The 19722-nt window shown below is 67.5% G+C and carries 19 protein-coding genes; 15 read left to right on the top strand and 4 right to left on the bottom strand.

What is annotated here, in order from left to right:
* Window positions 1–110 precede the first annotated feature (110 nt).
* From J5M86_RS12915 to J5M86_RS12895, 5 genes are all read left to right on the top strand, one after another.
* Window positions 111–386, top strand: a complete 276-nt coding sequence (locus tag J5M86_RS12915; RefSeq protein WP_188059060.1) for a hypothetical protein — start codon at window positions 111–113, stop codon at window positions 384–386.
* A 151-nt stretch (window positions 387–537) separates the two neighbouring features.
* Complete coding sequence (gene clpB, locus J5M86_RS12910; protein WP_188059061.1) at window positions 538–3105, top strand: ATP-dependent chaperone ClpB; 2568 nt, start codon at window positions 538–540, stop codon at window positions 3103–3105.
* 93 nt (window positions 3106–3198) lie between these two features.
* Window positions 3199–4353: a MauE/DoxX family redox-associated membrane protein gene (locus tag J5M86_RS12905; protein WP_188059062.1), complete on the top strand. Its 1155-nt coding sequence runs from the start codon at window positions 3199–3201 to the stop codon at window positions 4351–4353.
* A gap of 89 nt (window positions 4354–4442) precedes the next feature.
* Complete coding sequence (locus J5M86_RS12900) at window positions 4443–5168, top strand: LppX_LprAFG lipoprotein (RefSeq protein WP_188059063.1); 726 nt, start codon at window positions 4443–4445, stop codon at window positions 5166–5168.
* Window positions 5149–6837 (top strand): MFS transporter, encoded by a 1689-nt coding sequence (locus J5M86_RS12895; RefSeq protein ID WP_188059064.1) that lies wholly within the window; start codon window positions 5149–5151, stop codon window positions 6835–6837. Before J5M86_RS12900 ends, J5M86_RS12895 begins: the two co-directional genes overlap by 20 nt.
* 12 nt (window positions 6838–6849) lie before the next feature.
* Here the strand turns inward: J5M86_RS12895 and J5M86_RS12890 are convergent, their stop codons facing one another.
* From J5M86_RS12890 to J5M86_RS12880, 3 genes are read right to left on the bottom strand one after another with little or no spacing between them, the layout of a single operon-like run.
* Window positions 6850–8325 carry an NAD(P)/FAD-dependent oxidoreductase gene (locus J5M86_RS12890; protein WP_244328362.1) on the bottom strand — a complete coding sequence of 492 codons (1476 nt, stop codon included), beginning with the start codon at window positions 8323–8325 and terminating at the stop codon, window positions 6850–6852.
* Entirely contained in the window at window positions 8322–8936 is a 615-nt protein-coding gene (locus J5M86_RS12885) for a DUF4190 domain-containing protein (protein WP_188059065.1), read from the bottom strand. Before J5M86_RS12885 ends, J5M86_RS12890 begins: the two co-directional genes overlap by 4 nt.
* A 46-nt stretch (window positions 8937–8982) precedes the next feature.
* On the bottom strand, window positions 8983–9771 hold the full coding sequence (locus J5M86_RS12880) for an exodeoxyribonuclease III (protein WP_188059066.1): 789 nt from the start codon (window positions 9769–9771) through the stop codon (window positions 8983–8985).
* A 73-nt stretch (window positions 9772–9844) separates the two neighbouring features.
* Between J5M86_RS12880 and J5M86_RS12875 the strand changes: the two genes are divergently transcribed.
* The 8 genes from J5M86_RS12875 (at window position 9845) to J5M86_RS12840 (ending at window position 17666) form a co-directional block, all read left to right on the top strand.
* Window positions 9845–10624 carry an SDR family oxidoreductase gene (locus J5M86_RS12875; RefSeq protein ID WP_188059067.1) on the top strand — a complete coding sequence of 260 codons (780 nt, stop codon included), beginning with the start codon at window positions 9845–9847 and terminating at the stop codon, window positions 10622–10624.
* Between the two features lie 74 nt (window positions 10625–10698).
* Window positions 10699–11250, top strand: a complete 552-nt coding sequence (gene pyrE / locus J5M86_RS12870) for an orotate phosphoribosyltransferase (protein WP_188059068.1) — start codon at window positions 10699–10701, stop codon at window positions 11248–11250.
* 170 nt (window positions 11251–11420) lie between these two features.
* Entirely contained in the window at window positions 11421–12533 is a 1113-nt protein-coding gene (cobA, locus tag J5M86_RS12865; protein ID WP_188059069.1) for a uroporphyrinogen-III C-methyltransferase, read from the top strand.
* The gene (locus J5M86_RS12860) at window positions 12530–13222 is read left to right on the top strand and encodes a sirohydrochlorin chelatase (protein WP_188059070.1); all 693 of its coding nucleotides are present in this window, start codon (window positions 12530–12532) and stop codon (window positions 13220–13222) included. The genes cobA and J5M86_RS12860 overlap by 4 nt, the downstream gene beginning before the upstream one ends.
* A 56-nt stretch (window positions 13223–13278) precedes the next feature.
* A complete protein-coding gene (locus tag J5M86_RS12855; RefSeq protein ID WP_188059071.1) occupies window positions 13279–14049 on the top strand; it encodes a LemA family protein in 771 nt (256 codons plus the stop codon).
* A gap of 21 nt (window positions 14050–14070) precedes the next feature.
* A complete protein-coding gene (macS, locus tag J5M86_RS12850; protein ID WP_188059072.1) occupies window positions 14071–15216 on the top strand; it encodes a MacS family sensor histidine kinase in 1146 nt (381 codons plus the stop codon).
* A complete protein-coding gene (locus J5M86_RS12845) occupies window positions 15213–15857 on the top strand; it encodes a response regulator transcription factor (protein WP_188059073.1) in 645 nt (214 codons plus the stop codon). Before macS ends, J5M86_RS12845 begins: the two co-directional genes overlap by 4 nt.
* Window positions 15858–15977: 120 nt before the next feature.
* Window positions 15978–17666, top strand: coding sequence for a DUF2339 domain-containing protein (locus J5M86_RS12840; protein WP_188059074.1), 1689 nt, complete (start codon window positions 15978–15980; stop codon window positions 17664–17666).
* A 94-nt stretch (window positions 17667–17760) separates the two neighbouring features.
* Here J5M86_RS12840 and J5M86_RS12835 read toward each other — a convergent pair whose 3' ends face one another.
* Window positions 17761–18459, bottom strand: coding sequence for a DedA family protein (locus J5M86_RS12835; RefSeq protein ID WP_188059491.1), 699 nt, complete (start codon window positions 18457–18459; stop codon window positions 17761–17763).
* Window positions 18460–18559: 100 nt separating this feature from the next.
* On the opposite strand from J5M86_RS12835, the gene J5M86_RS12830 reads away from it, so the two are divergent.
* Together J5M86_RS12830 and J5M86_RS12825 are read left to right on the top strand one after the other, a co-directional pair.
* A complete protein-coding gene (locus tag J5M86_RS12830; protein WP_244328361.1) occupies window positions 18560–19198 on the top strand; it encodes a TrmH family RNA methyltransferase in 639 nt (212 codons plus the stop codon).
* A 38-nt stretch (window positions 19199–19236) separates the two neighbouring features.
* Window positions 19237–19569, top strand: a complete 333-nt coding sequence (locus J5M86_RS12825; RefSeq protein WP_244328360.1) for a hypothetical protein — start codon at window positions 19237–19239, stop codon at window positions 19567–19569.
* The last annotated feature ends 153 nt before the right edge of the window (window positions 19570–19722 follow it).

Below are 19722 nucleotides of genomic sequence, written 5' to 3'. Positions count from 1 at the left end.
GGGGGTTCAGTCGCTCCTCCCACGACTGCCGTGCGGCCAGAATACGGAGCCCACCCCCTCGGGCGGCGAGTCGGCTGTCAGGAGTGTGCCGACATGGCAGGGTTGGCACCGTGACCGAGTACTTGTTGGTGTTCGCCGAGCGCGATGACGCCGAAGAAGTTGCCGATGAACTACGCGAGGAGGAGTTCGACGAGGTGCGCGTGGTGCGCGAGGCGCTCGCCGGCGAGGACGACTCCGAAGACCACGACTGGGCGGTGTACGTGCGCCTCGACACCATCGACGACCCGACATCCGCCGTGGCGCGGGCCTTGGTCGAACGCTTCGAGGGCATCACCGCTGACCGGGACGGCTGGCTCGACGAGGACGCCAGCGACTTTGGGCGCTGACACTTCCGGCACCCGACCGGACCGCTCGCGGAATCGGCTGAAAAATCCAAGGTTGAGCGGAATGCACTCAACTTTGCGGGCGTTGAACTGATCAGCAGACGCCCACGTGGCGTCACCCCGAAAAGTTTCGACGAATCAAGGAGCATCACGAGTGGATCTTCAGCTGACCACGAAGGCGCAGGAAGCGCTCTCCGCAGCGACTCGGGCGGCCATCACGGCCGGAAACCCCCAGATCGAGCCCGCCCATCTGTTGGCGGCGCTCACCGACCAGACCGACACCACCACCGCGCCGTTGCTGGAGGCCGTCGGCACCAGCGCAGCAGCCGTGCGCGCTACCGCGCAACAGGCCTTGAAGTCACTGCCCGCTGCCGCCGGGTCGTCGGTCGGTCAGCCCTCGATGTCGCGTTCGCTGGTCAACGTGCTGGAGCAGGCGCGCCAGGCGATGTCGGCGATGGGCGACACCTTCGTGTCGACCGACCACCTCTTGCTGGCACTGGCCAGGACCGGCCAGTTCAACCTCGACGCCGAGGCGATCGCCCAGGCGATCCCGGCCACCCGCGGTGGTGCGAAGGTCAATTCCGCTGAGCCCGAGGGCCAGTTCGATGCGCTGGAGAAGTACGGCACCGATCTCACCGCCGTTGCCCGCGAGGGCAAGCTCGATCCGGTGATCGGCCGCGACTCCGAGATCCGGCGCGTGGTGCAGGTGCTCTCGCGGCGCACCAAGAACAACCCGGTGCTCATCGGTGAGCCCGGCGTCGGCAAGACCGCCGTCGTCGAGGGCTTGGCGCAGCGCATCGTGGCCGGCGACGTCCCGGAGTCATTGCGCGACAAGCGGCTGATCAGCCTCGACCTCGGCGCAATGGTCGCCGGTGCGAAGTTCCGCGGTGAGTTCGAGGAGCGCCTCAAGGCCGTGCTGGAGGAGATCAAGAACTCCGGCGGTCAGGTCATCACCTTCATCGACGAGCTGCACACCGTCGTGGGTGCCGGAGCCTCCGGCGACAGCGCCATGGACGCCGGCAACATGCTCAAGCCGATGCTCGCCCGCGGTGAGCTGCGCCTGGTCGGAGCGACCACCCTGGATGAATACCGCGAGCACATCGAGAAGGACCCCGCCCTGGAGCGACGATTCCAGCAGGTCTTCGTCGGTGAGCCCTCCGTCGAAGACACCATCGCGATCCTGCGCGGGCTGAAGGAGCGGTACGAAGCACACCACAAGGTGGCCATCGCCGACTCTGCGCTCGTCGCGGCCGCGGCCCTTTCCGACCGCTACATCACCAGCCGTCAGCTGCCCGACAAGGCGATCGACCTCGTCGACGAAGCGGCGTCCCGGCTGCGCATGGAGATCGACTCCTCGCCGGTCGAGATCGACGAGCTGCGCCGTGGCGTCGACCGACTCAAGATGGAAGAACTCCACCTGGAGAACGAGACCGACGACGCATCCAAGGATCGATTGGCCAAGTTGCGCACCGATCTCGCTGACAAGCAGGAGCAACTCGCTGCGCTGAACGCTCGCTGGGAAGCCGAGAAGTCGTCGCTGAACAAGGTGGGTGACCTCAAGGCGGAGATCGACGAACTGCGCACCCAGGCCGACCGTCTCGAACGTGAAGGTGATCTCGGTGGCGCCGCCAAGATCCGCTACGGCGACCTGCCTGCCCTCGAGCAACACCTCGCAGAAGCCCAGGCGGCCGAGGCGACCGCCTCCCGCGCCGGGGGCGAGGGCCCGATGGTGAAGGAGGAGGTCGGTCCGGACGACATCGCCGATGTCATCAGCGCCTGGACCGGCATCCCGGCCGGACGCCTGCTGGAGGGCGAGACCGAGAAGCTGCTGAAGATGGAGGAGTTCCTCGGCAAGCGACTCATCGGTCAGAAGGCAGCCGTTGCTGCGGTGTCCGACGCCGTCCGCCGCTCGCGGGCCGGTATCGCTGACCCCAACCGTCCGACCGGCTCGTTCCTCTTCCTCGGCCCCACGGGTGTCGGCAAGACCGAACTGGCGAAGTCGCTGGCCGACTTCCTCTTCGACGACGAGCGCGCGATGGTGCGCATCGACATGTCCGAATACTCCGAGCGTCACTCGGTCGCTCGGCTGATCGGTGCCCCTCCGGGCTATGTCGGCTACGAAGAGGGTGGTCAGCTCACTGAGGCGGTGCGGCGTCGTCCGTACAGCGTTGTGCTGCTGGACGAGGTGGAGAAGGCTCACCCCGAGACCTTCGACATCCTGTTGCAGGTGTTGGACGACGGGCGTCTCACCGACGGCCAAGGCCGCACGATCGATTTCCGCAACGTGATCCTGGTGCTCACCAGCAACCTCGGATCGCAGTTCCTGATCGATCCCTCGCTCACCCCGGAGCAGAAGCAGGCGTCGGTCATGACGGCGGTGCGCTCGGCCTTCAAGCCGGAATTCCTGAACCGGTTGGACGAGACGGTCATCTTCGACCCGCTCTCCAAGGACGACCTCGAGCACATCGTCGATCTGCAGGTCGACGCCTTCGGGCAGCGCCTGGCCGACCGGCGGATCACCTTGCAGGTCACCGAGGCCGCCCGCCAGTGGCTCGCGGACGAGGGTTACGACCCGGCGTACGGTGCGCGTCCGCTGCGCCGCCTGGTGCAGAAGGAGATCGGCGACAAGCTCGCCCGCGAGTTGCTCGCCGGAAACGTCCGTGACGGCCAGACCGTCACGGTCGACAAGGCCGACGACCAGCCGGAGCTCGTGCTGCGCTGATCACTTTCGCCGACGTCCCGAGACCCCCGCCACCTCGTGCGCGGGGGTTTCGGCTGTCCGGGAACACTGGCGGGCGCGCCTACTATGGGCGCCATGCAGCATGTCGCTTGGATCGTCGCACCCTTGGTGCTCATCGCAGTTCTCGGTTTCAGCGCCTCAGCGAAATTCGGGCAGGGCGAATCGCTGCGCTCGATCATCGCCAATCTGCGTCTTCCCCTTTCGATCTTGCCGCCCTGGCTGGCCAAAGTGATCCCCGCGATCGAGCTGGCTCTGTGCGTCGGTCTGCTTGCTCCCTGGGCGCCGGTCTTCCTGGTGTTCGCGCTCGCGACCTTGGTGCTGGTCGTCGTCTACTGGCTGCTGATCGCCAAGGGCATGACCATCACACCGCGACCCTCCTGTGGCTGCTTCGGCAATGCCGGCGATCACCGCATCTCCGGCCGCACCCTGCTGCGTAACACGCTGCTGGTCGGCTGCGCGGGCGCCGCCGTCGCGTTGGCTGCTTCGGGGCGAACCGTATGGACGCTGCTGGGCAAGGCTGACGCCGGCGACTGGATCTGGCTCGGCCTCGCCGCAGTGGCGTGCGTCGTAACTGCTCTGGTCTTCGGCGGATCCAACGCGATGCCGTGGGCACGGCCCGCTTCGACCCCGTCGCATGACGTGAACCCGGCCGAGACCGTTATCGCCGAAGAAGGCGAAGAGGATGAGTATCTGCGCTCCGTCACTCCCGAAGCCATCCTCATCGATCCCGAATCCGGCCCGCTGACACTGCGGGAGTTGTCGATGCAGCGGGCACAGCTGCTGATCCTGGTCAACTGTTACTGCGGTCCCACTCACGAGGCCGCGAACGCCCTCGGTGGATGGGCCGATCGTCTCCAGGCGCTGGACGTCCGAATGGTCTTCGCCACGGAGTACCGCGCCGAGGCGCTGTCGAACCCGCCGGAGCGCCCGCTCCTGGACCACGCCGCCGTGGCATGGCGCGCGCTCGGCGTACAGCAGTCGCCCGCTGCCGTCCTGCTCGGCGCCGATGGTTACCTGGCCGGTGGGCCGGTGCACGGCATGATCGAGATCAACGAGTTCGTCGATGACATCGAGGAGCAGTTGAACGAGGCCGGCGTCCCCATCCCGGGTGAGGTCGTGGACGAGAACGAATCAGCCGAAGCCGGTGCGCTCGCCGCCGAGGGAGATTCAGAGCCGAAGGCTGGCCACGATCACGTGCACGATTCGGGCGCGCCCGCGGACGTCCGCTGATCACGGCTCCAGCCGCCGGGAACTTCCAGGTTTACTCACGCGTCGGAAATTTCGACCGCTCGTCGTCCGGCACAGATAGGTTGGTGTCCATGCGCCTCCGTTCCACCTCGTCCTCCGCTGCCGTCGTCGGGCTGACCCTCGCGCTCGCCGTCACCGGCTGCAGCAGCACCAGCGGAAAGAAGTCGTCGCCGACAGGTTCCGGCGGCGCGTCTCCGACCGCACAGCAGCGCTTGGCGGATGCGAAGAAGGTGCTCGACGGAGCGGCCGGTTACCACTTCAAATTGCAGGGCACGGACGTGCCGAAGCAGAGTTCCGGGGTGCTGTCCGGCGAAGGTGATGTGATCGCCAAGCCGGCCTTCAAGGGCACGCTCAACGTGCAAGCGGGTTCGCTCGCGGCGTCGGTGCCCGTGGTCTCGATCGACGGCAAGACCTACGCCAAGATGCCCTTCGCCTCGAAGATGACCACGATCAACCCCAACAGCTACGGCGCGCCCGACCCCAACCTGCTGTTCAGCAAGGACAAGGGCCTGGGCACCTTGTTGCCGCAGACCCAGAACCCGACCTTCGGCGGCAAATTGCGCGAAGGCAAGGACGTCGTCCAGAGCGTTACAGGCAAACTGCCCGGCAGCGCCATCAAGGCGGTGCTCTACATGGGCGACGGCACCGGCACTTTCGACGTGACCTACAACGTCACCGAGGACAACCAGTTGCGCTCGGCACAGATGGTCGGGCCGTTCTTCGCCGGCGGCACCAAGTCGACCTACAACGTCACCCTCACCGATTTCGGCAAGACGGTTGACATCCAAGCGCCCTAAGGCGCTGCTGGCCACCGCCTCGACGGCGGTGGCGCTCGCCGCCGCCGACACCTACGTGGTGGTGCTCGCGCTGCCCGACATGATGAAGGGCGTCGGGCTCGGCATCGACGCCCTGCAGAAGGCCACCCCGATCGTCAGTGGCTTCCTGCTCGGCTACATCGCGGTGCTGCCGCTCATCGGGCGCCTGGCCGACCTGGTCGATCGCCAACGGATCCTGCTGTGGTGCCTCGCGCTCTTCGTCGTCGGCTCCGTGATCACCGGCGTCGCCGTCGATCTCAACGTGCTGGTGGCCGGACGTGTGCTCCAGGGCGTGGGAGGCGGCGGGCTCGTGCCGGCGACCCTCGCGATCGTCGCGTCGCTGTGGCCACCCGGCGAACGAGGCACGGCCTTCGGCGTCGTCGGCGCGGTGCAGGAGGTCGGCAGTGTGATCGGCCCGCTCTTCGGCGCACTGATCCTGCACCTGTGGGACTGGCGAATGATCTTCTGGATCAACGGGATCGGCGGGGTGCTGCTCGCGCTGATGATCCGCGCAGCCAGCGGCAAACCGGAAGCCGGGGAGGCGCGCACGTCCGCGATCCCGCGGTGGTGGCACGCCCTGACCGCGCTCGCCGCGACGGCTGCCACCGTCCTGCTGGGCCTGGCGCTGACCGCTCCCACCGCGCTCACCACCTCGATCGAGTACGGCGACCCGTTCGTCCCCTACGAGGGCCACGACGCACGGTTGATGACGCCCATCGGCCTGTGGGGCCTGGGCGCGTTGGCGGTGCTGTTCGCGCTGTCGGTGCGCTACTGGTGGCCGGTCTTCCGACGTGCCGATCTGTTCGGTGCCGCGTTGATCGCCCTGGCTCTCGGCGCTCTGGTGCTCACCTTCTCCTCGGCCAATCCAGAGACCGAGGTCGTCGGCCCGATGGGCTTCTGGCTGCTGCCGCTCGGAGCTGCGGCGATGGCCGTCTACTGGTGGTGGCACCGGCGGGCACCTGCGCCGCTCATCGCCCGCGGTGCTGTCGTCGGACGCGTGCTGCCGGCGCTCGCCGTCTCACTCCTGGTCGGCACGGCCATCGTCGCGATCGTCGTCGACATCCCGATCCTGGCCCGTCTCACCGTGACCGACTCGCAGACCGATGCAGCCGTCATCCTGGTGCGCTTCCTGCTCGCAGTGCCCGTCGGGGCGCTGGGTGGCGGGTGGCTGTTGCGCCGCGTCGGTCCGGGCATCGTCGCCGGTGGAGGACTCGCCCTCGCCGCAGTCGGACTCTTTGCGATGTCGCGCTGGAGCGGCAACGTGCTCGACACCTTCCAGGCCACCGCCGTTCTGGTGCTGGTGGGTCTCGGCGTCGGCCTCGCGATCGCGCCGGTCAACGACGCAGCCCTGAACGACGCCAAGCCGGACGACCACGGCGTCACCTCGGCGCTCATCGTCGTTGCTCGGATGGTCGGCATGGTCGTGGGCCTGGCGTTGCTGACTGCGATCGGGCTCCACCAGTACTACTCGGAGATCTCGGAACTGGCCACCCCGACGGAGGCCGACTACCGGGCTGCCGGGGTGCGCCAGGTCAACACGGTCTTCCTCGGCGCTGCCATCGCGGCCACCGTCGCCGCCGCACTGTCATGGCTGCTCGGACGTCGGCCGCTGGCCAAGCTCGAGGGCGAACGTCCTACCACCGCGCTCTGACCAACCCGCCCCTCAGCTGGTGAACTCGTAGTCGACCCATTCCGGGTTGGTCACCCGACGCTCGAACTCGCCGACCGTGCCCGGCCACAGCGTGCGATTGGCGCCGTGCGCATCGAGGTACCAGCTGTGGCATCCGCCCTGCTGCCACACACTGCGTTCGCTGCGGCGGTCGATCTCGGCCATGAAGGCGGGCACGACCTGCGGTCGGACGGCGACCATCGAGGCACCACGCCGGTCGCGCTCGGCCAGCAGCTTCATGATCAGCTCGACCTGCGCCTCCATCATCAGCAGCACTGAGGTGTGACCGAGTTCGGCGTTGGGCCCGAGCAGGAGGAAGAGGTTGGGGAAGTCGGGCACTGTGACGCCGTAGTAGCTGTCGACGCCGTCCTCGAAGCGCTGGCTCAGCGAGGCGTGACCCAGCCCGTAGACATTGGTGTCCTTCCACGACTGCACCGGGTCGAAGCCGGTGGCCAGCACCAGCAGGTCGAGACCGTGGTGCGAACCGTCCTGGGTGACGATGCCGGCCTCGTCGGCGTACGCGATCGGCGCCGTTTGCAGGCGCACATTGCGCCGAGCAAGTGCCTGGAAATAGTTGTCCGACAGCGGAATCCGTTTGCAGCCCATCGTGTAGTCGGGCGTGAGTGCGGCCCGCAGTTGCGGATCGGAGATAGCCGACCGCAGGTGCGCGCGGGCGCGCAGGCTGACCGCCTTCAGCAGTGCGGGCTGCTTGGTGAAACCCAGGGCGCGGGTCTCGTTGGCGGCGCGGATCTTGGCCCGCTGTGCCTTCATCAGCGCAGGGTGACGTTCGTATCGCTCCGAGGTCGATTCGGGAATCTCGTGATCGTTCTTGGGCAGCACCCAGGTGGGTGTGCGCTGGAAGACGGTGAGGGTGGATGCTTCCTCGGCGAGCGCGGGGATCACCTGCACCGCGCTCGCGCCGGTGCCGATCACGCCCACCCGCTTGCCCAGCACGGACGTCCCGGGGCTCCACGTTGCGGTGTGCATCACCTCACCGGCGAACAACTCAAGACCGTCGATGTGCGGTGCGACCGGCGTGTGCAGCGAGCCGACCGCGAGCACCAGGTCGCGGCAGGTGACTGTTTCGAGGGTGTTCCCCGTGCCGAACGCGACCTCCCAACGCTGGTGGTCGGCGTCCCACCATGCCTGTTGCACCGTTGTGCCGAAGCGGACGTGGGGCCGCACGCCGTACTTCTCCACCACATAGAGCAGGTAGTCCTGGATCTCGTCGCCGGGTGCGTACGCGCGCGACCAGTCGGGGTTGAGCTCGAAGGAGTAGGAGTAGAGGTGACTCTCGACATCGCAGGCGACGCCGGGATAGCGGTTGTCGCGCCAGGTGCCGCCGATCTCATCGGCCTTCTCCAGCACCAGCACATCGCGTCCGGCTGCGCGGGCCGCGATCGTCATGGCGATGCCGGAGAAGCCCGCACCGACGACGACGAGATCGTGATCGACCCCGGACGTGCTCACAGCGCCCCTACCCCCATCGTGATCACGACCACGACGTAGATGATCCCCAGTGCGACGAGCACGAAGCCCAGGGCGATGCCCGCGATCGCCATGCCCTTGGCCGCGCCGTCGTCGTCAGTGCGCGCCTGCGGAAGCGCGATGAAACCGAAGACGATGGCCAGGATCGCCGTGAGGCCACACAGCAAACCCGAAAGACCGCAGACCAGGGACGCGATGGCCATCCCGTTGGTGGCCTTGGGCTGGACGAAGCCGCCGGAGGGGGCGTAGTTGTAGTCGGGCATCCCGCCCGCGGAGTACTGCGGCGGGTAGTTGTAGCCGCCCGGCATCTGGCCACTGCCAGAAGGCTGCCCGTACTGGCTGCCGTACCCGTATCCGTCGTTCTGCCCGTACGGGTCGTATCCCTCATACGGCGCGGACGGGTGGTAGCTCTGCCCGTAGCCGTCGGAGTGGTAGGCGTCGTACGGCGGCGGGCTGCCGTACGGCATCTGCGCCGTTCCCTGGTCGCCCTCCATCGGCTGGGTGGATGGCTTGTTGAGCGACCACGGATCGACCTGCGGCGTGGCGCGGGTGACGTCCTCGGAGTACGGATGATCTGGGTCGTGGTGGCTCATGAGCAGCTCTCGGTCGAAACGGTCAGCACCTCCCAGGGTATGCGGCTCAGTCGAGCGTGACGATGACCGGCGCGTGATCGGAGGCGCCCTTGCCCTTGCGCTCCTCGCGGTCGATCATCGCGTCGGTCACCCGGGCCGCGAGCGCAGGCGAGGCCAGCGCGAAGTCGATGCGCATGCCCTGCTTCTTGGGAAAGCGCAGCTGGGTGTAGTCCCAGTAGGTGTAGGTGCCCGGTCCCGGAGCGTACGGACGCACGACGTCACTGAACCCTGCGTCGACGATCGCCTGGAAGGCGTCGCGTTCGGGCTGGGTCACGTGCGTCTTGCCCTCGAAGAACGAGACGTCCCAGACGTCCTCGTCGGTCGGGGCGATGTTCCAGTCGCCAGCCAGCAGAATCTGCGCCTGCGGATCGTCAGCCAACCAGCGCTGCGCGTCGGCGCGCAGGACGCTCAGCCAATCAAGCTTGTAGTGATAGTGCGGATGGTCGATCGCGCGTCCGTTGGGCACGTACAACGACCACACCCGTACGCCGCCACAGGAAGCGCCGATCGCGCGCGCCTCCGCGGCCACCGGGTCACCGAAGCCAGGCATGTCCTGGAAGCCGATCTGCACATCGTCCAGACCCACCCGGGAAATGACGGCGACGCCGTTCCACTGGTTGAGGCCGTGATGGGCCAGCTCGTAACCCATCGCGGTCAGTTCCAGCGTGGGGAACTGTTCGTCCTTGCACTTGGTCTCCTGCAACAGCAGGACGTCGAGGTCGTGACGCTCGAGCACGCCGAGCACACGGTCGATTCGGGAGCGGACTGAGTTGACGTTCCAAGTAGCAATGCGCACGACTCGAGGTTAGACGGCAGCTCCGACAGATCGATCAGCCCTCCCGTCAGCGCGGTTCCGTACGATCGCGCACATGACCACAGCACTCGTCACCGGTGCCAGCGCCGGCATCGGAAAGACCTTCTGCGAACAACTGGCCGCGCAGGGCAACGACCTGATCGTCGTCGCCCGCGATGCCGCCCGCCTGGAGGCGCTGAAGAACGAACTCGAGCTCGCCCACGGCGTACAGGTGGAGGTGCTGCCGGCCGATCTGGCTGATCGCGCGGCGCTGCAGCGGGTTGCCGACCGCATCGCTGACCCGCAGCGTCCGGTCGACCTGTTGGTCAACAACGCCGGCTTCGGGCTGCGTAAGTCGTTCATCCACAACACGATCGAGCAGGAGGAGAACCACCTGGACGTGTTGGTGCGTGCGGTGCTGGTGCTCTCGCACGCTGCTGCGGGCGCGATGCGTGCACGTGGCAACGGCGCGATTATCAACGTCTCCTCGGTCGCGAGCTTTCTGGCGTCCGGCACCTACTCGGCCGCGAAGTCGTGGGTCACCGTCTTCTCCGAGTCGCTGGCCAGCGAACTCGAGGGCACCGGCGTCACCGTCACCGCGCTCTGCCCCGGTTTCACCCGCACCGAGTTCCACCAGCGAGCCGGCATCAAGGCCGAACAGGCCGCGCCCGGCTTCATGTGGCTGGCGGCCGACCGGTTGGTGCGCGACTGCCTCGCCGACGTCGCCAAGGGCAAGGTGGTCTCGGTGCCTGGACCGCAGTACAAGGTGATCACCTCGCTGCTGCGCGTGGCGCCGCGTTCGATCGTGCGCAAGCCCAAATTGGTACGCCGACACCGGCCCAACAAGGAGGACTGACGAGGCTCAGTTGTCAGCCGAGCGCGATCCGGGCGCCAACGTCGAGGAGTGGGCGAAGTCCTAAACTGCGGGTCGTGACTGATCTCGCCGCTGACCGCGCCCGTCTGCTCCAGCTCATCAAGGATCACGCCGTCGTGCACGGCAGGGTCACGCTCTCCTCGGGGCGTGAGGCCGACTACTACGTGGACCTGCGCCGGATCTCGCTCTCGGGCGAGGCCGCGCCGCTCGTGGGACGGATCATGCGCGATCTCACCAAGGAGCTCGACTTCGTCGCCGCGGGCGGGCTCACCCTGGGCGCCGACCCGGTGGCGACCTCCATGCTGCACGCGGCTGCTGCGGCCGGCGAGAGCCTGGACGCGTTCGTCGTGCGCAAGCAGGGCAAGGCCCACGGCCTGCAGCAGCGCATCGAGGGACCGTCCATCAAGGGCCGCCGCGTCGTCGTCGTGGAAGACACCACCACCACCGGTGCGTCACCGATCGAAGCAGTGAAGGCTGCACGCGAGGCCGGCGCCGAGGTGGTGGCCGTGGCGACGATCCTCGACCGCGACACCGGCGCCCGTGAAGTGATCGAGGCCGAGGGCGTCCCGTACCTGTCGGCCTACGCCCTCAACGAGCTCGACCTCTGACATTCCCTAGAAATCGGCGTGAGTTTGTGGGGTTCGTCGGGCGCACGAACCCCACAAACTCGCGCCGATTTCTTTGAGTGGACGGCGTCAGATGTTCAGGTGGTGAAACGCCCGAACCCTGGCCCATGACTTTGGGTAAACATAACCAAACGTTTTGGATGGGAGGGTGTATGAGCGGGCTTTTCGCGATGGACCTGCAGGGCAAACCCGTGCTCGTCGTGGGCGGGGGACCACAGGCTGCCGCCCGGGCCGAGCAGTTGCTGGACGCTGGCGCGCACGTCCGGGTGCACGCCGAGGGCCTGTGCGAAGAGCTTCGTGACCTCTACACCGACGAGCGCGTCGCCTGGTCGGCAAGCCCAGTCACCTCCGCCGATGTGGCTCAGGTGTGGTTGGTGAGCGTGCACGACACCGACTCCGTCGAGCGCGAGCGCATCCGCCGCTGGGCCGGCGGGGCCCGGACGTGGATGCTTGACGACGACGTGCGCGCCATCGACGGCTCGGCCCTCGATTCCGCAATCACCGAGGCTGATGTGTCCCTGCGCTCGCTTCGCGCGCCAGACGCGACAGGCAAGGTGGTGCTGGTCGGTGGCGGTCCGGGTTCGGACGACCTCATCACCGTTCGTGGTCGCCGCGAACTCGCTCGTGCCGACGTGGTGGTCACCGATCGCCTGGCCCCCGTCGGGCTCCTGGCGCGCTTGGGATCGACCGCAGAGATCGTGGACGTCGGCAAGACGCCCTACCGGCACCCGGTGCCCCAGCACGAGATCAACCAGATCCTGGTGGAGCGCGCCCGGCGCGGACAGTACGTCGTCCGGCTCAAGGGCGGCGACCCGTTCGTGCTCGGCCGCGGCGGGGAGGAGTGGCTGGCCTGCCGTGAGGCTGGCGTCGAGGTCGAGGTCGTGCCCGGTGTCAGTTCGGCATTCGCGGCCCCACTCGCCGGGCTCGTGCCGGTGACGCACCGAGGCGTGGCGAGTGGCGTGCTGACCATCTCGGGTCACGACGAGGTGTCGGCCGACCTGCTCGCAGCCTGGCCACACACGATCGTCGTGCTCATGGGCATGGGGCGGCTGCCCGAACTCACCGCGGCGCTGGTGCGAGCCGGCAAGGACGCCTCGACGCCGGTCGCCGTCGTGCACAAGGCCTACAGCCCGCAGCAGCAGACCGTGCGCGGCACCCTCGCCGACATCACCGAGCGAGTGCTGGAGCGCAAGCTCGCCAATCCGTCGGTCATCGTCATCGGTGAGGTCGTCGACCAACTCGACGAGCCGCAGCAGGCATCGTGACCACCGCGTTGGTGGTCTGCGCGCACGGCACCGACAACCCAGAAGGGCAGCACGTCGTGCGCTCGATCACCGAGCAGGTGCGGCGGCTCCTGCCTTCGATCACCGTGCGCGACGCATATGTCGACGTCCAGGAACCGGCGTTGCCGGACGTGGTCAACGGCCTTGTGGCGCAGCACGATTCGGTGGTCATCGTCCCGTTGCTGTTGTCGTCGGGATTCCACACCGAGGTCGATGTCGCCGACGTGGTGGCAGCGCACGCGCAAGTGGTCACGGCGCCTGCCCTCGGCCCCCACGAGCTACTGGCGGACGTCCTCGTCGATCGACTGCACGAAGCAGGGGCCGACGCGGGCGATCCGGTCGTCCTTGCCGTGGCCGGCTCGAGCAGGCCGTCCGGCGCAGCGGACGCAGAGGTGATGCTCGATCTGCTGCGAAGCCATTGGCACGCACCGGTGTCCCTGGGCTACCTGGCCGCCCGTGAGCCGTCGGTCTCCGACGCCGTCACGACCGCGCGCACCGAGCGGCAGCAGGTGGCGGTGGCGTCGTATCTCATCGGGCCCGGCTTCTTCCACGACCGGCTCCGGCACGTCGGTGCCGACGTGGTGAGTGAGCCGTTGCGCGATGACACCCGACTGGCCGAGTTGGTGGCGTTGCGATTCGCAGGCGCATCGAAGGCGTCCGGCACCCGCTGAACCGCGCCGGGCCCGTAGGCTGGGACGAGCCGTCCGTGCCCGAAGGAAGAGTTTCGATGACCTACGTCCTGATCGCCCTCGCCATCATTGTCGTCCTGCTGATCGTCTGGGCGATCGCGTCGTACAACGGGCTGGTGAAGAAGCGCAACCAGGTGCAGGAGGCGTGGCACCAGATCGACGTCGAACTCAAGCGCCGGCACGACCTCATCCCCAACCTCATCGAAACCGTGAAGGGTTACGCCCAGCACGAGCGCGCCACCCTCGACGAGGTGCTGCGGGCACGCAGCGCAGCGATCAACGGAGGAGACAACCCGTCCGCCGCTGCTGCCAACGAGGGTCAGCTGACCCAGGCCCTCGGCCGCCTGATGGCTGTTGCCGAGGCCTACCCCGACCTGAAGTCGAACGCCAACTTCCTTGGTCTCCAGCAGGAACTCTCCTCGACCGAAGACCGCATCGCTTCCGGCCGCCGCTACTACAACGCGATCGTGCGCGAGCTCAACACTTCGATCGAGTCGATCCCCACAAAGTTCATGGCCGGCCCGGCGGGCGTTGCGCGCGCGGAGTACTTCGAGGCGCAGGGCAACGAGCGCGCCGTGCCGAATGTCAACTTCGGCACCGGACCCGGCGGTACCGCGGGCGGCCCCGGCGGTTACAACATTCCGGCCCAGGGCCAGTCGCAGTCGGCGGGCTACCCGCAGATCGAGCAGCAGGGCCAGGCGCCCAGTCCGCTCCCAGGTCAGCAGTACCCACACGGCCAGCAGAGCCACCAGGGTCAGCAAGCCCAGCAGCCGGAGGGCTACCCGCAGGGTTACCCGAACCAGCAGTAAAAACCAGCGCAGCTGGACGCCATGAGCACAGCCACCCTCGGGCGGGACAACTCCGGCCAACTTCCGCTCTGGCGAGCGGCTCAGGTGTTCCGGCTGGCATCGCTTGCCTACGCCGCGGCTGTGCAGTGGACGGTGGTGTCGCAGTACGACAGGAAACTGCTCAGCTGGGCTGTGCTGGCACTGATGCTCGTCTGGTCGGGCGTGGCGGGCACCTTGCTGGCCTTCGGTTACCGGATGCGCCGCAAGATCGTCTATGCAGATGTCGTCGTGACCCTTCTGCTCATGGCCAGCACGCTCCTGGTGGGACCGGCGTCGTACTTCGAGCGCCACCAGACCGTGCCCACCACCTTCTGGGCAACGAATGCCGTTGTCTCCGTGGCGATCCTGCTCGGTCCGTGGTGGGGCATGGGTGCGGGCGCGCTCGTCGGCCTCTCGGCGCTCACCATTTGTGGTCAGCTCGACAACATCAGCTTCGATGCCACCCTGCCGATCCTGCTCACCGTCGGCCTGGTGGTCGGCATGGGTGCGCAGATCGTGCGGCGGGCCCGAGCACAGATCGACGAGGCCATTCGGCTCGAAGCCAGCACGCACGAGCGCGAACGGCTCAGCCGCGAGGTGCACGACACCACTTTGCAAGTGCTTGCCTTCATCAGCCGCCGTGGCACCGAGATCGGCGGCCCCACAACCGAACTGGCGACAATGGCAGCTGAGCAGGAGGCTTCGCTGCGGACGCTGCTGTCACGCCAGGCCCGCACGACCACCAGATCCGATGCGACCGACCTGATCACCCGGTTGGAGAAGCAGTTGCCGAAGCCGGTGACCATTTCCGGGCCAGGCGACTCGCTCGTGCTTCCTGCCGCACAACTCGATGAACTCGTGGCCGCCATCCAGGCCGCGATCGACAACACCGCCAAGCACGCCGGACCCGCCGCGAAGTCTTTCGTCCTGGTCGAAGATCTTGGGTCTGAGGTCGTGGTGACGGTACGGGACGACGGCGCCGGGTTCGCACTCGAGCGGCTCGACGAAGCCGCCGCCGAAGGCCGGATGGGCGTGAGCAAGTCGATTCGAGGCAGGATGGCCGACATCGGTGGCTCGGCGCAGGTCTACAGCGCTCCGGGTGAAGGCACCGAATGGGAACTGACCGTGCCGGTGGGAGGAACACGATGACGACGGTGATGGTGGTCGACGACCACCCGATGTGGCGCGACGGTGTCAGCCGAGACCTCACCGGCGCCGGCTTCGAAGTGGTCGCCACGGCCGGCACCGTCGCCGAAGCGGCGGCACGTGCCGCTGCCACCCAGCCGCAGGTGGTGCTCATGGACATGCACCTTCCCGACGGCAACGGCGCCGCGGCCACCGCGGCGGTGCTCGAGGTCTCCGGCGAAGCCAAGATCCTGGTGTTGTCGGCGTCCTCCGAACGAGAAGACGTGCTGGAAGCGGTCAAAGCCGGCGCCAGCGGTTACCTGGTGAAGTCGGCCAGCGCCGCCGAACTCCTGGACGCCGTCCGCGCCACCGCCGACGGCCAGGCGGTCTTCACACCGGGCCTGGCCGGACTCGTCCTGGGGGAGTATCGGCGCATGTCGACCGTGCCGGACGCCAAAGGCGGCGCAGACCTTCCCAGCCTGACCGAACGTGAGACCGAGGTGCTTCGGTTTGTCGCAAAAGGCTTGAGCGCCAAGCAGATCGGCACACGGCTCGGTGTCTCGCATCGCACCGTCGAGAACCACGTGCAGTCGTCGCTGCGCAAGCTCCACCTCTCCAATCGCGTCGAACTTGCCCGGTACGCGATGGAGCACGGCCTCGACTGAACGGCCCAACCACAGGGCGGCGGCCAACTACGCCTCAGTGGATTCGCGTTCAGGAAGTACCTACGCCGGTTGAGTAGTGCTACTCATGCCGGTTCGGCGCCGCCGAACCAGGCTTGAAGCATGAACACGACACAAGGGCCCCAGAGCCAGAACCAGTACCCGAACGGCGCTCAATTCCAGACCGCGGCCGGACCCCGTCCGGCCTACCAATACGCACCGCCGGCCACCAAGCAACCGTGGTGGGAGCGGGACGGCATGGTTGCCAAGGTCTTCGCCGCAGCCGGCGTCTTCGTCACCCTCATCGGTGTCGTCATGTTGCTCGTCATCGCCGCCCGTGCCGGACTGCTCCGTCCGGAGATCCGGGTGGGCGGCGGAGCGCTGCTGTCCGCAATGCTGCTTGCGGCGTCCACCCGTCTGCATCTTCGACTCGGCGGACAGATCGGCGCAGTCGCGCTGGCTTCGACCGGCACAGCCGGACTGTTCCTCTGCATCGTCGCTGCCACGAACTACTACGAGTGGATACCGGGAGTGGCAGGTCTTGTCCTCGCCGCTGTCGTTGCGGCCGGCGCGATCGCCCTGGCGATGAGGTGGAACTCCCAGGCACTCGCCGTGCTGATGACTGCATCGGTCGCAGGTCTGGCACCCGTGCTCACCGAAGGTGTCACTGTGCCGCTCATCGCTTTCCTGGTGCTGCTGCAGGCAGCCGGCTGCATCCCCGAGTTCACCAAGTCGTGGCCGGCGATCGCCGCCGCCCGTTCGCTTCCGGTGGCTTTCGCCACGACCTACGCCATCGCCGCAGAGCGCACCGGCACCAGTGAGCAGATCGCCAGCTACCTGGTCGCCACCATCGCGCTGACCTCGGCGCTGGCCGCCTCGCGAAGCCGTCACGAAGAAGTCACTGCAGTCATGTACGGCCTGGCGAGCGTGCCGATGATCATCGCGATCACCGCTCTCACCGGCCCGGTCGCGGCCGTCGCGGGTGCTGCGGTCGCGGCCATGACCTTCGGCTCGCTCGTCCTGGCTCGCCCGGTCGGACTCGCCACGACTGCCGCCGCCACGCTCGTGACCGGTGCTGCGCTGCTCGCAGCAGCGATGACCGTCACCACCGGCGACTTCCTGTCCGCGATCCTGCTGGGCATCGGCACCGTGCTCGCAGCCTCGGTCTACCAGGTGAAGAACCACTTCACCGCGGGCTTGTCCCTGGCCTTCATCGGCCTCGGTGCCTTCGATCTGGTCACCAGGGCGAGCCTCACCGTCGTTGCCGATGCCTGGACGATGGCCGACTTCGTCGGCGGTCTGCTGCTCACCGCGGACATCCTGATCGCTGTGGTCATCGGGATCCGTCGTTACAACGCCGACCGGGAAGGTGTGGCGGTGTTCGGGGCGCTTGCTCTGATGGTGAGCTCCACCATCACCCTGCTCAGCCTCTGCGTTGTCACTCTCGGCGACAGCGGCCAGGGCCTCGGCCACTTCTCAGTCACGGTCTGCTGGATGCTGCTGGCCTCCGCTCTGCTGGCCCTGAGCCTGCGAGGTGACGGCAAGAACACCGGTCTGGTCGTGACCGGACTCGTCGTCGCCGCGTCGGCCCTGGCCAAGCTCTTCCTGCACGACCTCGCCGCCCTCAGCGGAATTGTCCGGGCCGGAGCGTTCATCGTCGTCGGACTCCTGCTCCTGTCGGCCGGCGCCGGCTACGCCCAGGCATTCGCCAAGCGGGCAGCCGCCCGCCGTCCGGTGCAGCAGCCCCAGCCTGCACAGCAGCAGCCGGTCCAGCAGCCGCAGGCGCGGCACTACCCGTTGCCGCGGCGCTGACTGCAAGAGTCGGCCGAACCGGCGGCCTGACAGAAGAAACCTGCGGACACTCGAGTCGTGAGTGTCCGCAGGTTTGTCGGGTGCAGTCGATCAATCAGCGTTCGTCGGTGACGATGTCCTTGGCCGCCTCGGCGGTCTCGGCGACGATCGCATCCGCCTGGCGCTTGTGACGGATGTACTCGATGACCATCGGCAGCACCGACAGCGCGACGATCAGCAGGATGGCGGTCTCGAGGTTGTCGCGCACGAACGCGACATTGCCCAGCATCACACCGAGGCTGACGATCAGCCCCACCCAGAAGACGGCACCGACCGCGGACCAGGTGAAGAAGCGCTTGCGGTCCATCTTGCTGACGCCAGCGACCACGGTGATGAAGGTGCGCACGATCGGCACGAATCGACCGATGACCAAAGCCTTGTTGCCGTGCTTGTCGAAGAAGGCGTTCGTCTGGTCGAAGTATTTCTTCTTGATGATGCGGCCGTCCCGCTCGTAGAGCGGCGTGCCGATAGCCCGTCCTATCTCGTAACCCACCACGTTGCCGGCAAAGGCCGCGGCCATGAGTGCCGGGATCGAGACGTACAGGGGGATGTCGAAGTTGGCCTTGGCGTTGACCGAGAACATCCCGATGGCGAACAGCAGCGAGTCGCCGGGAAGAATCGGGAAGAACAGCCCGCACTCGATGAAGATGATCGCCAGGGAGATCCAGAAGAAGGCGCCGCCGTACTGGTCGAGGAGCCACTGCGGGTCCATCCAGCTCGGGCCAAGGGTCACGACAGGGGCAAGCGCATGCATCACGGGCACCAAGGGTACGTCAGTTGAGACCGGGCGCCGGACGCTTGATCGGGGCGGCCTCTACTGCGGCGGCACCCCGGCACTGGCAGGCTGAACGATCGTGAGCGAGCAAGAAGTGGGTGTCGGGCCGTGGCAGGGCGACTGGCCGGTCGGTTCGGACGGCGAGGTGCTCCCGCCGTACGACGAGATGCTGCTGCGGGAGGGAGACCGGCGGAATGTCGCCGACAAGTACCGCTACTGGACGCTCGAAGCCGTCGTCGCCGACCTCGACACCAGCCGCCACGCCTTCCACGTGGCGGTGGAGAACTGGGAGCACGACTTCAACATCGGCTCGGTGATCCGCACCGCGAACGCCTTCAACGCCAAGGCTTTCCACATCGTCGGCAAGCGTCGCTGGAATCGCCGCGGCGCGATGGTGACCGATCGCTATCAGCACGAGTTCCATCACCCGACCGTCGCCGACCTCGCGACCTGGGCACAGGCTGAGGGCCTCACGTTGATCGGCATCGACAATGTGCCTGGTTCGGTGCCCATCGAGCCGTTCGACCTGCCGCGCGACTGCGTCCTGGTCTTCGGTCAGGAAGGGCCGGGTTTGTCGGAGCCGATGCGTGCGGCGTGCGAGGTCATCCTGCACATCGAGCAGTACGGCTCCACCCGCTCCATCAATGCCGGTGCGGCCGCCGCGATCGCCATGCACGCCTGGGTGCGCCGCCATGTCTGGCAGCAGCAGCCGTCCTGATGGCGCGGCGCCCAGACCGGGGACGTAGGTTGCTGGGCATGAGTGAACGTGACGGAATGAGCTTGTTGCCCGCGTCCGAGGTCAACACCGCCCCGGTGGTCGCGCTGGGCCTGGTCGGTGGCTACCTGGTGGCCCGCGAGAGCGGTATCCGCCCGCTCGGCGGAGTGTTGCTGGCCGGATGCGGCGCGCTGGCCGGACGCAGTTGGCTGGCCAAGGGCGGCCCGGCGGTCGTGGCACCGCTCGCCGCGCTCTACCTCGGCGGATTCGGGGCGTCCCACCCGCTGGCCAAGAAGATCGGCGCCTGGCCGTCGGTCGCTGCGGTGACGGCGCTCGCGGCCGGTGCCGCCTTCGTCGCCTCCGACCGGCGCTGAGTTCCTGCACCGACCCCGGTGTTCTCCCGGGTCGCCTTCCACACACAAACGCGGCGGTTGTCCGCATCCGCGCCGGTTGCAGCTACCGCGGATGCAGGCAACCGCCGCAGCTGTCGCTGGAACTGCCGCGTTTGCCTGCAGCGAACGCGGTGA

It is taken from the genome of Yimella sp. cx-51, from assembly GCF_017654605.1.
In the GTDB taxonomy this organism is placed as follows: Bacteria; Actinomycetota; Actinomycetes; order Actinomycetales; family Dermatophilaceae; genus Yimella.
This window is presented reverse-complemented; position numbering and strand designations above follow the sequence as displayed.

Excerpts from the sequence above, each read along its gene's own strand:
- J5M86_RS12900 (WP_188059063.1), top strand. The coding sequence starts at position 4,443 with ATGCGCCTCCGTTCCACCTCGTCCTCCGCTGCCGTCGTCGGGCTGACC.
- J5M86_RS12875 (WP_188059067.1), top strand. The coding sequence starts at position 9,845 with ATGACCACAGCACTCGTCACCGGTGCCAGCGCCGGCATCGGAAAGACC.
- J5M86_RS12840 (WP_188059074.1), top strand. The coding sequence starts at position 15,978 with ATGAACACGACACAAGGGCCCCAGAGCCAGAACCAGTACCCGAACGGC.
- J5M86_RS12835 (WP_188059491.1), bottom strand. The coding sequence starts at position 18,459 with ATGCATGCGCTTGCCCCTGTCGTGACCCTTGGCCCGAGCTGGATGGAC.
- macS (WP_188059072.1), top strand. The coding sequence starts at position 14,071 with ATGAGCACAGCCACCCTCGGGCGGGACAACTCCGGCCAACTTCCGCTC.
- cobA (WP_188059069.1), top strand. The coding sequence starts at position 11,421 with ATGAGCGGGCTTTTCGCGATGGACCTGCAGGGCAAACCCGTGCTCGTC.
- J5M86_RS12855 (WP_188059071.1), top strand. The coding sequence starts at position 13,279 with ATGACCTACGTCCTGATCGCCCTCGCCATCATTGTCGTCCTGCTGATC.
- J5M86_RS12825 (WP_244328360.1), top strand. The coding sequence starts at position 19,237 with ATGAGTGAACGTGACGGAATGAGCTTGTTGCCCGCGTCCGAGGTCAAC.
- J5M86_RS12905 (WP_188059062.1), top strand. The coding sequence starts at position 3,199 with ATGCAGCATGTCGCTTGGATCGTCGCACCCTTGGTGCTCATCGCAGTT.
- J5M86_RS12885 (WP_188059065.1), bottom strand. The coding sequence starts at position 8,936 with ATGAGCCACCACGACCCAGATCATCCGTACTCCGAGGACGTCACCCGC.
- J5M86_RS12845 (WP_188059073.1), top strand. The coding sequence starts at position 15,213 with ATGACGACGGTGATGGTGGTCGACGACCACCCGATGTGGCGCGACGGT.